Annotated in this window: 12 protein-coding genes and 1 tRNA gene; 3 read left to right on the top strand and 10 right to left on the bottom strand. The window is 41.9% G+C overall.

All coding sequences use genetic code 11. The features are described from left to right. Positions 1 to 43: 43 nt before the first annotated feature. The 9 genes from pnp to H3302_RS04940 form a co-directional block, all read right to left on the bottom strand. Positions 44 to 2,176, bottom strand: coding sequence for a polyribonucleotide nucleotidyltransferase (gene pnp, locus H3302_RS04980; protein WP_036969884.1), 2,133 nt, complete (start codon positions 2,174 to 2,176; stop codon positions 44 to 46). Between the two features lie 258 nt (positions 2,177 to 2,434). Beyond that, positions 2,435 to 2,704, bottom strand: a complete 270-nt coding sequence (rpsO, locus tag H3302_RS04975) for a 30S ribosomal protein S15 (protein WP_182396212.1) — start codon at positions 2,702 to 2,704, stop codon at positions 2,435 to 2,437. Positions 2,705 to 2,812: 108 nt separating this feature from the next. Next, positions 2,813 to 3,757: a tRNA pseudouridine(55) synthase TruB gene (truB, locus tag H3302_RS04970; protein ID WP_065978794.1), complete on the bottom strand. Its 945-nt coding sequence runs from the start codon at positions 3,755 to 3,757 to the stop codon at positions 2,813 to 2,815. Next, complete coding sequence (gene rbfA / locus H3302_RS04965) at positions 3,757 to 4,161, bottom strand: 30S ribosome-binding factor RbfA (protein ID WP_036969898.1); 405 nt, start codon at positions 4,159 to 4,161, stop codon at positions 3,757 to 3,759. Before rbfA ends, truB begins: the two co-directional genes overlap by 1 nt. Positions 4,162 to 4,271: 110 nt before the next feature. After that, positions 4,272 to 6,929: a translation initiation factor IF-2 gene (gene infB, locus H3302_RS04960; protein WP_065978793.1), complete on the bottom strand. Its 2,658-nt coding sequence runs from the start codon at positions 6,927 to 6,929 to the stop codon at positions 4,272 to 4,274. Between the two features lie 25 nt (positions 6,930 to 6,954). Continuing rightward, positions 6,955 to 8,454 carry a transcription termination factor NusA gene (gene nusA, locus H3302_RS04955; RefSeq protein WP_065978792.1) on the bottom strand — a complete coding sequence of 500 codons (1,500 nt, stop codon included), beginning with the start codon at positions 8,452 to 8,454 and terminating at the stop codon, positions 6,955 to 6,957. A 38-nt stretch (positions 8,455 to 8,492) separates the two neighbouring features. Further along, positions 8,493 to 8,948, bottom strand: a complete 456-nt coding sequence (gene rimP, locus H3302_RS04950; RefSeq protein ID WP_036969905.1) for a ribosome maturation factor RimP — start codon at positions 8,946 to 8,948, stop codon at positions 8,493 to 8,495. A 293-nt stretch (positions 8,949 to 9,241) separates the two neighbouring features. Continuing rightward, positions 9,242 to 9,318 (bottom strand) — tRNA-Met (locus tag H3302_RS04945). Between the two features lie 725 nt (positions 9,319 to 10,043). After that, a complete protein-coding gene (locus tag H3302_RS04940) occupies positions 10,044 to 10,823 on the bottom strand; it encodes a hypothetical protein (protein WP_182396211.1) in 780 nt (259 codons plus the stop codon). A 110-nt stretch (positions 10,824 to 10,933) separates the two neighbouring features. On the opposite strand from H3302_RS04940, the gene H3302_RS04935 reads away from it, so the two are divergent. Next, positions 10,934 to 12,490 (top strand): cryptochrome/photolyase family protein, encoded by a 1,557-nt coding sequence (locus tag H3302_RS04935; RefSeq protein WP_182396392.1) that lies wholly within the window; start codon positions 10,934 to 10,936, stop codon positions 12,488 to 12,490. Positions 12,491 to 12,562: 72 nt separating this feature from the next. Here the strand turns inward: H3302_RS04935 and H3302_RS04930 are convergent, their stop codons facing one another. Next, the gene (locus H3302_RS04930; protein ID WP_036971655.1) at positions 12,563 to 13,009 is read right to left on the bottom strand and encodes an Hsp20 family protein; all 447 of its coding nucleotides are present in this window, start codon (positions 13,007 to 13,009) and stop codon (positions 12,563 to 12,565) included. Between the two features lie 268 nt (positions 13,010 to 13,277). On the opposite strand from H3302_RS04930, the gene H3302_RS04925 reads away from it, so the two are divergent. Next, on the top strand, positions 13,278 to 13,796 hold the full coding sequence (locus H3302_RS04925) for a TlpA disulfide reductase family protein (protein WP_182396210.1): 519 nt from the start codon (positions 13,278 to 13,280) through the stop codon (positions 13,794 to 13,796). A gap of 117 nt (positions 13,797 to 13,913) precedes the next feature. Then, complete coding sequence (locus H3302_RS04920; protein ID WP_036969909.1) at positions 13,914 to 14,177, top strand: GrxA family glutaredoxin; 264 nt, start codon at positions 13,914 to 13,916, stop codon at positions 14,175 to 14,177. Positions 14,178 to 14,298 lie beyond the last annotated feature (121 nt).

Raw genomic sequence — 14,298 nt, 5'->3', positions numbered from 1 at the left:
GCCCCTTTTTCTTGTATCCAGTAAATTACTGGAAAATCAAACCTTATTCAGCGTCTTTAGGCGCTTCTGCTGTTTCTTCAGCAGCCGGTGCCATCGCTTCTTTGATACTTAAACGTACGCGACCTTGGCGGTCAACCTCAAGTACTTTTACTTGTACTTCTTGGCCTTCGCTTAAGTGATCAGTAACGTTGTTTACGCGCTCAGTGCTGATTTGAGAAATATGCACTAGGCCATCTTTACCCGGAAGGATATTAACGAATGCACCAAAATCAACGATACGAACAACTTTACCTGTGTAGATTGTGCCTACTTCAAGTTCTGCTGTTAATTGCTCAATGCGCTTGATTGCATTATTTGCGCTAATGCCGTCAGTTGCTGCAATTTTGATTGTACCATCGTCTTCGATTTCAATCGTTGTGCCTGTTTCTTCAGTAAGTTGACGAATCGTTGCGCCACCTTTACCAATTACTTCAGCAATTTTCTTCGCCGGAATTTGCATCGTGTAGATACGTGGAGCGAACTGAGATAACTCTTCAGAAGGAGCAGAAATCGCTTCGTCCATTACACCTAAGATGTGTAAACGTGCAGCTTTTGCTTGTTTAAGCGCGATTTGCATGATTTCTTGTGTGATACCTTCGATTTTGATATCCATTTGAAGTGCAGTGATACCGTCTGAAGTACCCGCAACTTTAAAGTCCATGTCACCTAAGTGATCTTCATCACCTAAGATGTCAGAAAGAACAACAAAGTTTTCTTCTTCTTTAACAAGACCCATCGCAATACCTGCAACAGAGGCTTTAATAGGCACACCCGCGTTCATTAACGCAAGAGAAGTACCACATACAGACGCCATTGAAGATGAACCGTTAGACTCGGTGATCTCAGATACAACACGGATTGAGTAAGGGAACTCAGTTAGTGTTGGCATTACAGCTTGGATACCACGCTTAGCTAGGTTACCGTGGCCGATTTCACGACGCTTAGGTGAACCAACAAAACCTGTTTCACCTACGCAGAACGGAGGGAAATTGTAGTTAAGCATGAAGTGGTTTTTGTGCGTGCCCGTTAAATCATCAATTAACTGTGAATCACGTTCTGTACCAAGCGTTGCAGTAACAAGTGCTTGTGTTTCACCACGTGTGAAGATAGCAGAACCGTGAGTACGCGGTAATACACCCGTCATTACGTCTAGTGCACGGATCATATCTGGTTCACGACCATCGATACGTTTTTCACCGGCAGTGATACGGCCACGAACAATTTTCTTCTCTAAAGAACCAAATACTTTACTTACTTCTTGAGTATCAAGTGTTTCGTCTTCAGCAAGCTCAGCAGAAAGCGCTTCAATAACAGCGTCTTTAGCTGCGCCTAACGCTTCTTTACGCGCTACTTTGTCAGTGATGCGGTATGCTTCACCCACTTTATCAGCAGCAAGTTCAGCTACTTTCTCTTCAAGTGCAACGTTCTTTTCTGGTGCAGTCCAATCCCATGTAGGCTTGCCCGCTTCTGCTTTGAACTCATTGATTGCGTTGATGATAGCCTGAGATTGCTCATGACCATATACAACAGCGCCTAACATAACATCTTCAGACAGCACGTTCGCTTCAGACTCAACCATTAATACCGCGTTGTCTGTGCCCGCAACCACTAAATCAAGTTGGCTTTCTTCAAGCTCTTTTAACGTTGGGTTTAGAACGTATTCGCCGTTGATGAAACCAACACGTGATGCACCGATAGGACCATTAAATGGAATACCAGAAATTGCAAGCGCTGCTGATGTACCAATCATTGCAACCATATCAGGTTGGATTTCAGGGTTTACAGAAACAACTGTCGCGATAACTTGTACTTCATTTACGAAGCCATTCGGGAAAAGTGGACGAATTGGACGGTCAATTAAACGTGCAATAAGTGTTTCGCCATCGTTAGGACGACCTTCACGCTTAAGGAAACCACCAGGGATACGACCCGCAGCGTACATGCGCTCTTGGTAGTTAACTGTTAGTGGGAAAAAGTCTTGACCTGGTTGTGCATCACGCTTACCAACAACAGTAACAAGTACTGAAGTGTCGCCAATGCTTGCAAGTACAGCGCCGTCAGCTTGACGAGCGATAGCACCTGTTTCTAGTGTCACAGTGTGTTGACCTAGTTGAAATTCTTTAATAATTGCTTGCACTTAAAAATGTCCTTTAAATGTAGAAGCAACTCAGAAAAATTAGCCCGTAGGCTGCATCTCTGAATTGGTAAAAATAGTCCATCAAAGTACCAATTACAGTACTTAATTAACCTTAAGTAAAATCAATTAAGTACTACAATTGGCAATGATGATTTTTCAAACACTTAGCAACCTGTGCTACTAAGTTGTGCGCTAGTATACCTTTCATACGCGCACAAAAAAAGGGGCTATATAGCCCCTTTTCTCGTAATCTAGTTCTTAGCGACGTAGGCCAAGGTCTTGGATTAACGCAGTGTAACGTGCAATGTCTTTACCTTTAAGGTAATCAAGCAGTTTACGGCGTTGGCTTACTTTGCGAAGAAGACCACGACGTGAGTGGAAATCGTGCTTGTGATCAGCAAAGTGGCCTTGAAGCTTGTTGATATCGAACGTTAGAAGTGCAACTTGTACTTCAGGTGAACCAGTGTCGCCTTCAGCGCGTGCAAATTTAGCAATGATTTCAACTTTTTCTTGATTGCTTAGTGACATAGTAACTCCAAAAATTAATTTAAATTGTGTCTTAGCCGATCACTAATTCAGCCAAAACGATTGAGCGGGCGTATTCTACCAGCTTTAGCAATAACTACAAGGTAATCTTTACTCAGGCAGTTGATTCGATAAACCACGCTTTGATTTTAGGTGACCGTCTTTATGACGCTCGCCTGTGCCAATGAATATACCATCAGCCATTACTTTCACCACACCATCAGGCACGGGCTTACCAATCACCACGGTTTGACCATGGCTAAATGCCATACCTTGTTCTTTACTAATTTCAATCACAGGTAAGTCAACCAACGCGGTATCCATGGGTAACAAAAGCGCATCTAAATAAGTAGACGGTGCAACGTCATCGGCTTTAGCTTGTTGCAATTTTTCTTCAAGTTGCTCAAGCGTCACCATTTTATCACTCGGATAATGACCAACAGCACTTCGGTGCAACATAATAACGTGTGCGCCACACCCTAACTTTTCACCAAGGTCATCCACAATAGTGCGAATATACGTCCCTTTCGATACATGGGCGGTCATTTGCACTTCGTTATTTGCTTCATCAAACTCATCAAGCGTTAAACTAAACACATTAATTTTTCGGCATTTACGCGGTACCTCAATGCCCTCGCGTGCATATTTATATAAAGGCTGGCCTTGATATTTTAATGCTGAGTACATTGATGGGTATTGGTCCGACTCACCTAAAAAACTTGCGATCTCTTGCTCGAGTTGAGCACGAGTTACCGCTACTGGACGCGTTTCAACAACTTCGCCATCCGAATCTGAGGTGGTTGTACGTTCCCCAAGTTTAGCGCGTACGACATACGTTTTGTCCGTGTCTAACAAAAACTGGGTAAACTTAGTTGCTTCACCAAAACAAATCGGCAGCATGCCTGTTGCAAGCGGATCGAGCGCGCCGGTGTGCCCGGCCTTCTGTGCAAAGTAAATGCCCTTTGCTTGCTGCAATGCTTTATTAGACGAGATACCTTGCGGCTTGTTAAGTAATAAAATGCCGTCAATTGCACGGCCTTTACTGCGTCTAGCCATTAGTCTTTAGTGCCTTCTTCGCTATCATCTTCGTTGACATGCTTTGCATTATCTTCACGAATAACCGAGTCCACTAAATTTGAAATACGCATACCTTCCATCAGTGAGTTATCAATGACAAAACGTAACTCTGGCATAATGCGCGCACGAATGCGTTTACCTAATAAAGAACGAATATAACCCGTTGCTTCATTCAGGATTTTAGCGCTCTGCTTGGCTTTATCTTCATCATCAGTATTGAATACTGTAATAAATACTTTTGCGTACGAAAGATCGCGAGATACCTCAACTGCAGACACCGTTACCATACCTAAGCGCGGGTCTTTAATTTCGCGTTGAAGAATAACAGCAATCTCTTTTTGAATTTGCTGTGCAACACGATCAGTGCGAGAAAATTCTCTCATTATACTTCACTCTAAAATTATAACTTATTGATGTATATAAATAAGTTAATTTAATTACGAATACACAAATGGGGGCTTAGCCCCCATTTATAATAGTGACTTAGACGAAATTAAAGTGAACGTTGTACTTCAACCGTCTCGAACACCTCGATTTGGTCGCCAACTTTAACATCGTTATAGTTCTTAACGCCGATACCACATTCCATACCGTTACGAACTTCAGCTACGTCATCTTTAAAGCGACGTAATGATTCAAGCTCACCTTCATAGATAACCACGTTATCACGAAGTACACGGATAGGTGCGCTACGCTTAACGATACCTTCGGTCACCATACAACCTGCGATAGCACCAATCTTAGGTGACTTAAACACGTCACGAACTTCAGCAAGACCAATGATCTCTTGCTTAAATTCTGGTGCAAGCATACCAGACATGGCTTGTTTAACTTCTTCGATCAGGCTGTAGATTACGCTGTAGTAACGTAGGTCTAGGTTTTCTGATTCAATCACTTTACGTGCTGATGCATCGGCACGAACGTTAAAGCCTACAACGATTGCATTAGAGGCTGCTGCAAGTGTTGCGTCAGTTTCGGTGATACCACCTACGCCTGAACCAACAATCTTCACTTTAACTTCATCAGTAGATAGTTTAGTTAATGAATCAGCAATTGCTTCAATTGAACCTTGTACGTCCGCTTTAAGTACCACGTTAACTTCAGAAACATCGCCTTCAGTCATGTTAGTAAACATGTTTTCAAGCTTCGCTTTTTGTTGACGCGCTAGTTTCACTTCACGGAACTTACCTTGACGATATAAAGCAACTTCACGGGCTTTACGCTCGTCTTTAACCACCGTTGCTTCATCACCTGCAGCAGGGATACCAGAAAGACCTAGAATCTCTACAGGAATAGATGGGCCAGCAGACTTAATGTCTTTACCGTTCTCATCTTTCATTGCACGTACACGGCCGTATTCAAGGCCACATAGTACGATATCGCCTTGGTTAAGCGTACCAGACTGAACTAAGATAGATGCAACTGGACCACGGCCTTTATCTAAGCGTGATTCGATTACAACACCCGCAGCCATCCCTTCTGATGGTGCAGTTAGTTCTAAGATCTCAGCTTGCATTAATACCGCTTCAAGTAAGTCATCAATGCCTAAACCTGTTTTTGCAGAGATATGGACGAATTGCGTGTCACCACCCCACTCTTCAGGAATAACGTCTAGCTGTGCTAATTCGTTTTTAACGCGATCTGGATCTGCGCCTTCTTTGTCCATTTTGTTTACAGCGATGATTAGAGGCACGCCAGCTGCACGCGCATGCTGAACCGCTTCTTTAGTTTGTGGCATTACGCCATCATCTGCTGCAACAACAAGGATTACGATATCAGTGGCTTTTGCACCACGAGCACGCATTGAGGTAAATGCGGCGTGACCTGGTGTGTCTAAGAACGTGATCATGTTGCCATTTGTTTCAACATGATAAGCACCAATGTGCTGAGTGATACCACCCGCTTCACCTGATGCTACTTTCGCTGAACGAATGTAGTCAAGTGTTGACGTTTTACCATGGTCAACGTGACCCATTACTGTCACAACCGGCGCACGAGGAAGCGCTTTGCCTTCTTCGTTACGGTCGTTTAGCACTTTCTCTTCTAATTCATTTTCTTTAACAATGATAACCTTATGTCCCATTTCTTCAGCAACAAGCTGTGCTGTTTCTTGGTCGATCACTTGGTTGATGGTAACCATGTCACCCATTTTCATCATTGTTTTAACAACTTCGGCACCTTTAACAGCCATACGCGATGCAAGTTCAGCAACAGTGATAGTTTCACTGATACGAACTTCATTTTTAACGTCTGCGGTTGGTTTTTGGAAACCATGCTGTAACGATGTAGGCGCTTTAAGCTTGCCTTTTTTACCTTTAGGTGCAACAAATTTTTCTTTTGCTGGACCTTTTTTCTTTTTCTTAGCACGGCGAGCAGTTTGCTCTTCACGAGCATCAGACTCATCTTCTGCTTCACGTGCATAAGTTGAAGTCGTAAGGTGGTGATCAGCACTTTCTTCACGCTGCTTACGCTCTTCTTCTTCTTTCTTCCAGCGAGCTTCATTTTCTTCAGCTAGCTTTCTTGCCTCTTCTGCTTGACGTTTCGCTTCTTCTTCAGCTTTTCTCAATGCGGCCTCTTCTGCTTCTTTTTGCAGACGCTCAGCTTCGGCGCGATCTTTTTCAGACTTAGCACTTTGTTCTGGGGTCATCTGCTTCTGTTTCGCTTTACGCTCAGCTTCAGCTTTGCGTTTAGCCTCTTCTTTGGCTTTACGCTCAGCTTCTTCTTTCGCTTTACGTTCTGCCTCTTGTTTCGCTTTTAGCTCCTCAGCTTCTTGCTGGGCTTTAAGCTCTGCTGCTTTACGTGCAGCTTCTTCTGCAGCTAAACGCTCTTCTTCTTGCTGTTGCTCAATGGCGCTTTTCTTAACATAAGTACGTGTTTTACGTACTTCTACTTGTACAGACTTTGCTTTACCTGTAGAGCCAGTCACACTCAGTGTGCTCTTGCTTTTACGTTGCAAAGTCATGCGAGCAGGGCCTTCCGAGCCCGTGCCGCCATGCTGCTTGCTAAGGTGGTCAAGTAACGTTGACTTTTCAGCCTCGCTCACCATATCACCTGCTTTTTTAGAAATACCGGCTTGCTCAAGCTGCTGTAGTAACTTATCAACAGTTGTACCAATATCTCCGGCTAGTTTTTCAACATTTACTTCTGCCATAGTGTGTAATACCTCCGTTAATAAATTACTCGTCTGCGAACCAACAAATGTTACGCGCAGCCATAATTAGTTTGCCAGCTTCTTCTTCTGAAAGCTCAGTGATATCAACTAACTCGTCGATACCTTGCTCGGCTAAATCTTCTAATGTTATAACACCTTTACTTGCCATAACGAATGCAAGGTGACGCTCTAAACCTTCAAGGGCTAATAAGTCCTCTGCAGGTTCTGCACCTTCTAGGCTTTCTTCAGTTTTAAGTGCTTTGGTTGTCAGTGCGTCTTTCGCACGTGAACGTAAAACATCAACTGTTTCTTCGTCTAAGCCATCAATTTCTAAAAACTCTGATGCTGGTACGTAAGCAACTTCTTCAAGGGTTGAGAAACCTTCGTTGATTAGTAATGTTGCAAACTCATCATCGATATCTAGGTACTCAGTAAATAAGTTGATTAACTTGTCTGACTCAGCTTCATTTTTCGCACGCATTTCATCAACCGTCATTACGTTTAATTCCCAGCCAGTTAACTGGCTAGCAAGACGAACGTTTTGACCATTTCGACCAATTGCTTGCGCTAGGTTATCAGCTTCAACAGCGATATCCATTGAGTGCGTGTCTTCGTCCATCACGATAGATGCTACCTCAGCAGGTGCCATCGCGTTAATAACGAATTGCGCTGGGTTATCATCGTAAAGTACGATATCAACACGCTCGCCACCAAGTTCAGTAGACACCGCTTGAACACGCGCACCACGCATACCTACACAGGCACCTACTGGGTCAATACGTTTGTCATTTGACTTAACAGCGATTTTCGCACGTGAACCTGGATCACGCGCTGCTGCACGTAATTCAATCATTTCTTCGCCAATTTCTGGCACCTCAATGCGGAATAGCTCCATGAGCATTTCAGGCTTAGAACGCGTTACGAATAACTGTGCGCCACGCGCTTCAGGTTTAACTTCGTAAAGAAGACCACGAATACGGTCGCCCGGACGGAAGTTTTCACGCGGTAGCATGTCGTCACGGTAAATAACCGCTTCTGCATTGTTACCAAGGTCAAGTACGATAGCATCACGCGTTGCTTTTTTAACAACACCCGTTACTAACTCACCTTGTTGGTCTTTGTATTCTTCAACAACAAGTGCACGCTCAGCTTCACGTACTTTTTGTACGATAACTTGCTTAGCCATTTGTGTTGTAATACGGTCAAACTTAATTGACTCAATTTGTTCTTCTACGTAATCACCCATTTGCAATTCAGGGTCTTCAACTTGTGCCGCTTCAAGCGTGATTTCGCTATACGGGTGCTCAAGTGAACCATCTTCTTGCACAGGAGCGATTTTCCAGCGACGGAATGTATCGTAATTACCTGTTTTACGGTCAATTGATACGCGAACGTCAATTTCACCATCGTGTTTTTTCTTTGTTGCAGTCGCTAATGCGAACTCTAACGCTTCAAAAATCTTTTCTTTTGGAACCGCTTTCTCATTGGAGACGGCTTCAGCAACCAATAATATTTCTTTTGCCATGGGTTATGCCTCGCTTGCCCTATTCCTTCGCACTCGAATTAAAACTTTGCGATGATGTTCGCACGTTCAATGTTACTTAGCATAATCATATGCTCAGTCCCATCTGCTGAAAGTGTGATCATATCACTGCTAACTGATACTAAATCGCCTTTAAAATTACGGCGACCATCTTGTGGAAGCTTAGTACGCACGCGTACTTCTTCTCCTTGTGCCTTCTCGTAGTGATCTTGTTTGAATAATGGACGATCAACACCAGGAGACGACACTTCCAAATCGTATTCGTTTGTAATTGGGTCTTCGACATCTAAGATTGCGCTAACTTGACGACTTACGTCGGCACAATTGTCTACCGTGATCCCTGCATCATGATCGATGTAAACACGTAATGTAGAGTGGCGACCAGCTTGCACAAACTCAAGACCATGTAACTCAAAGCCTAACATTTCAACGGCTGGTGAGAGCATGGCTACTAAATCTTGCTCAAGTTTTGTCACGAAAATCCTCCATACAAACAAAAAAAGGGCATATAGCCCTGAAATACTGAGTTTAATAATGATTCATAAAATCATGCTAGATCAGATACAACAACGCCCCGAACCAAGCGGGGCGTCACACCTAAAGCATAAAACTGTGTGGCCTAGGGCCAAGCTTGGTTGCGGTCAATTACCTGACTAAATTAAACTAAATAGCCTAAACGCAAAACGCGCATTACCCAGAATGCGCGACTTCATACAGTAAAAAATTACTGTGCATGTTAAAGACAACTTACGATGTTTTAACATGAATTTGGTTGCGGGAGCCGGATTTGAACCGACGACCTTCGGGTTATGAGCCCGACGAGCTACCAGGCTGCTCCATCCCGCGCCAATGGATATCAAGTAAATTACTTAATATCGTTTGCTTGAGTGGCAAGCACATCAAGTCAATGGCGGCTATTATAAGCATGTAGCGCTCAATTAGCAACCTTCGGGCATGAATTAGTTGGACAATTTTTTACGAAAAAAAATAATGACAACCTTGTCATAAAATTTCCTATTTCCGAAAAAATAGGTCTATAGTTAACACTATAAGAAGAACAAACTATAGTGTTGGCTATTAAGCGATTTTCCTATGAGTCTATCTATTTTTCAAAAAAGGCTTTTACAACAGAATGTTGAATTGCTAAAACCTGATTTCCATCAATTTACGCACACCTTTTACCACAATTTGAGCCAGCGTAATCTAACAATGACGATGCCAAGCGAAGAGAGTGTTAGCAAACGAAGCTATATACTATTTTGTGCGCTTAACAAGGTTGTGTCACACCTTGATGACTTACCTTTGGTGATGCCTTTCATTCAATATATAGCAAATAACCTAAGCTTTTTGAATGTATCAAGTCACGATATAGACCATTTGTGTGACGCATTTTTCGACACGCTGGAGTCCCAGCAAAGAGGCTTAAACAGCCACCTAAAACAAGCGTGGTCACAGGCAATTCGTATATTTTCCAACATTGTTAAAAGCTATTTGTTTGCTTACAGTAATGTAATTTCAATCAATACACGTTGCGCTACTCGACTTAGTTCGTAGTTGAGGGCTGACACTAATTAATGTTGAGTAAGTTCATTATTCAGTCTATCGATTTGGCGCTGCTCAACAGCAATGAGTGTATTAAATTTACTGGTCACCGCAGACATTTTGTCTGATAAAGCCTGGTCGCTACTCGCATCGACTAGATTAGTCGGTCTGGTAGAGGCTTGTTGCTCAAGGCGCTTAATTTGTTGATTTAGCTCAACATGATAACGGTCAATTTTGTCTTTGTGCTCTGCGATTTCACGTTTAATCTGTTCACTACGAATAAAATGGTCAATTTCATTCTTTTCTGTATCGTTACTTTGCAAGACTAACTGGCTTTTTTCTGTGCTTAACCTGTCTATATTACGCTGCTCATTGTTGATCAATAAATTATAACGTTCTGAAACGGCAGACATCTGTTTAGCTATGGCGGCTTCTTTTTTTGCTCCGACCAAATTGTGCAGTTGCGCGTCGGCTTGACTGCTTAATGCCGCAATTTCATTGTTCATCCGTTCTGAGTAAGAGTCTATTTTATTATTGTGTTCTGCAATTTTGGCGTCTATTTGCTTTAATCGAATATAGTTATCAATCTCTGCTGTTACATCGCTTGATTCAGAAACAGGTTTTGGCGAGCCTAATAATGTGGGGTTTTGCTCTTTAACGGTGATCAACTTTGCATCTTTGCCGCAAGGTTGTTGGCTAAACTCAACAATGCCATTTTTTTCACATTGATAAATTGCCGCGTTGGCCGCCTTGCTCAAAGTGACCCCTAAACAAACCAGTGTAAATAAAGTAAAGAAGCGTGGTTTCATAATATCGTCCCTGTTGTTTATCCTGTGTTTCTGTAAGCATGTTGTGGGCCAACACGATCTAAATTCAGCGGTATTACGTAGTAATTTAAATCAATTATCATGGGTTTACTATTGTGCATTACTCTACTTTGCGATTTATTTTTGGCGATCAACTCAATGCTAGCCACAGCTGGTATAAAGACGAAGATCAGCACACCACTCTCTATGTCATCGCTGAGCTAAAACAAGAAACCGATTACGTAAAACATCATACACAAAAAATTGCCGCCTTTTTCTTAGCAATGGAACACTTTGCAAAGGCGCTCAAAAGCGCGGGGTTTAATGTGCTACATCTTACCTTAGATGACACAAAAGATGACGAATCATTACCCGCCCTTCTTACTCGTTTAGCGAAACACTACCAATGTAAACGCATTGAATACCAGTATCCCGATGAATACCGACTCAAACAGCAATTACAGGCATTCTCAGAAAACAGTGAGTGTACGATTAACGCATACGACACAGAGCATTTTTTACTTCCCTTTAATGATATATGCCAACACTTTAAAAAAGACAAGCATGTAAAAATGGAATTCTTTTATCGCGCAATGCGTAAACGATTCAATATATTAATGGACGAAAACAATGAACCGGTCGGAGGCAAGTGGAACTTTGATCAACAAAATAGAAACAAGTTAAAACAACATGATCTCAACGCAATTCCTGAACCACTGTGCTTTGGGCACGATGTTAAGGACATTCTTTCACGCATAAAAAAACATAACATAACGACATTTGGAGAGTGCAATCATTCGATACTTTGGCCAACAACACGTTATGAAGCAAAGCAGCTTCTTGATTTTTTTTGCGATCATTTGTTAGTTCACTTTGGGCAATTTCAAGATGCCATGACCTGTCAATCTGAGCACCAATGGTCGTTATATCACAGCCGCTTGTCGTTTGCTCTCAACACTAAAATGCTGCACCCAATGCAGGTTATTAAGCGCGTGATTGAGGCTTTTGAACAACAGCAAAAAATTGATATTGCCCAAGTTGAAGGGTTCATTAGACAAATTCTGGGCTGGCGCGAATATGTGCGTGGTATTTACTGGCAAAATATGCCTGACTACGCCAACAAAAATGCCCTTGACGCAAAGCGTGCCCTGCCCGACTATTTTTGGCACGCAAACACTAAAATGAAATGTATGCACCATGCAATTAAGCAAAGTTTAGACACCGCCTATGCTCATCATATTCAACGTTTGATGATAACGGGTAACTTTTGTTTGCTTACAGCCATAAACCCAAATGAAGTCGATGCTTGGTATTTAGGTATTTATATTGATGCTATCGAATGGGTTGAAATGCCCAACACTCGCGGCATGAGTCAATTTGCAGACGGCGGCTTAATTGCCACTAAACCGTATGCCGCAAGCGGTAATTACATTAATAAAATGAGTGACTATTGTAAGGATTGCCATTACAACGTGAAAGAAAAAGCCACCGATGATGCGTGCCCTTTCAATAGTTTATATTGGAACTTTATGCTAGAGCACGAACAATTGCTTAGCAAAAATCCGCGTATAGGCATGATTTATAACACTTGGTATAAACAAGACGAATCGCAGCAACAAGCCACTCTCAAACGCGCAAAGTGGTGCGTCGATAATTTAGAGAAATTATAAAAAAGGCCGCCTCAAATGAGGCGGCCTACTTCTAACAAATAACAAGGGGAAACAATGCTGATTACAGCTTAATTACTTATTCTCAAGCAATTTACCACTGCCAATTTCAATTTTACGTGGTTTGAGTGCTTCAGGAATTTCACGCTGTAAATCAATGCTTAAAAGTCCATTTTCAAGGTCTGCACCGAGTACTTTAACGTGGTCACCTAGTTGGAACTTACGTTCAAAGTTGCGCTCAGCAATTCCTTGATGGATAAACTTACGCTCTGCATTGTCTTCTTTGTCAGCTTTTGTGCCGCTGACTTTTAATGTATTGTTTTCTGACTCAATGGTCAGTTCACTTTCACTAAAACCGGCAACGGCCATAGTGATACGGTATTTGTCTTTATCTAATGCTTCGATGTTGTATGGAGGAAAACTTGGCTGCTTGTCTGTGCGTGCTGCCGCATCCATTAATGATGCTAAATGATCAAAGCCAATGAATGAACGATAAAGTGGTGATAAGTCTACTGTACGCATAATAATATCCTCATATTTAAGCGATATTTTGTTAGTACTCTTCTTTTGAACAAGTGCTAACAAAGTTAAATTAATTATATAGATTTCAATTACTTTGGTTTATTTGGGACCCATCAGGCGTCCTCACTAAACGATTTATGGGCAAGCAAAATCTTTTCAAGATTTTTTACAAAAAAAATTGCAATTTTTTTCTCTTTTTGAAATTTATTGAGGCTTATTCTGGTCTGAATAAGTTGATTTTAAAGGGCTAAGCACGTACAAAATAAAAATGAAAAAAATACCCTCAGTTTTAAAAAAAATAGTCGCTTTGACTAAAAACCTGCTGTTGATGGCTATCATCTTGTATGCCGTTACGCTATTTCAGCAACGAAATTTATTACCAACAGACCACACTCCCGCCCCCTATTTCAATTTAGCGACACTCGACAACCCACAGCAACGCGTCACCATTGCCGATTTAAAAGGCACAAACACAGTGCTGTATTTTTTTGCCCCTTGGTGCAGTATTTGTCGCTACAGTATGCCTAATCTCGAAAAAGCCTATCAACAAGGCGAGCTGAATGCGGTTGCCATTGCCCTTGATTATAAAAATATTGACGAGATAACGCAGTTTACAGATTCACTAAACTTAACGATGCCCGTTTTATTAGGGACGCGGTATACAGGACAAGATTACAAAGTCAGTGCCTACCCAACGTATTATGTTATTAATGAGCAACTCGCAATTACAGCTCATTCTATGGGGTATTCCACAGAACTTGGGCTGCGCATACGAACACGTAAGTGACTTAAGAGGCACTCAGAGAAAAAACAGAATAGAGTAATCGATTTTATGCACTGTTTTTATGAATCTAATTCGTTAATATGATAACCAGACCAACACACTTACATCGAGGAGAGCGATATGTTGACTGTAATTTTTGGCCGTGAGGGCTGTCCATACTGTGTACGCGCAAAAGACGTAGCAGAAAAACTAGCGAACGAGCGTGAGGATTTTAAATTTCGCTACATCGATATCATTAAAGAAGGTATCAGCAAAGCAGATTTAGAAAAGTCTGCTGGCAAACCTTGCCCAACCGTTCCACAAATTTTTATTGACCAAACTCACATTGGTGGCTTCACAGAATTCGAAGCATACGCTAAAGAAAATTTAGGGTTATATCAATAAATTGTAAACATGGTTGATTTTGGTAAATTACAACTGATTAAATTATGACCAACATCAACCACATACAAATTAGTTGTAATTTATACAAGCAATTGCATTGTATTTCCTATACAATGCGCGC

It is taken from the genome of Pseudoalteromonas sp. MT33b, from assembly GCF_014117385.1.
Classification (GTDB): domain Bacteria; phylum Pseudomonadota; class Gammaproteobacteria; order Enterobacterales; family Alteromonadaceae; genus Pseudoalteromonas; species Pseudoalteromonas lipolytica.
The sequence above is the reverse complement of the archived record's forward strand: the minus strand, read 5'-3'. Positions and strand labels throughout refer to the sequence as shown.

Bases quoted from the DNA above. Each gene is read 5' to 3' on its own strand.
- rpsO (WP_182396212.1), bottom strand. From the start codon at position 2,704: ATGTCACTAAGCAATCAAGAAAAAGTTGAAATCATTGCTAAATTTGCA.
- truB (WP_065978794.1), bottom strand. From the start codon at position 3,757: ATGGCTAGACGCAGTAAAGGCCGTGCAATTGACGGCATTTTATTACTT.
- rbfA (WP_036969898.1), bottom strand. From the start codon at position 4,161: ATGAGAGAATTTTCTCGCACTGATCGTGTTGCACAGCAAATTCAAAAA.
- infB (WP_065978793.1), bottom strand. From the start codon at position 6,929: ATGGCAGAAGTAAATGTTGAAAAACTAGCCGGAGATATTGGTACAACT.
- nusA (WP_065978792.1), bottom strand. From the start codon at position 8,454: ATGGCAAAAGAAATATTATTGGTTGCTGAAGCCGTCTCCAATGAGAAA.
- H3302_RS04940 (WP_182396211.1), bottom strand. From the start codon at position 10,823: ATGAAACCACGCTTCTTTACTTTATTTACACTGGTTTGTTTAGGGGTC.
- H3302_RS04930 (WP_036971655.1), bottom strand. From the start codon at position 13,009: ATGCGTACAGTAGACTTATCACCACTTTATCGTTCATTCATTGGCTTT.
- H3302_RS04925 (WP_182396210.1), top strand. From the start codon at position 13,278: ATGAAAAAAATACCCTCAGTTTTAAAAAAAATAGTCGCTTTGACTAAA.
- H3302_RS04920 (WP_036969909.1), top strand. From the start codon at position 13,914: ATGTTGACTGTAATTTTTGGCCGTGAGGGCTGTCCATACTGTGTACGC.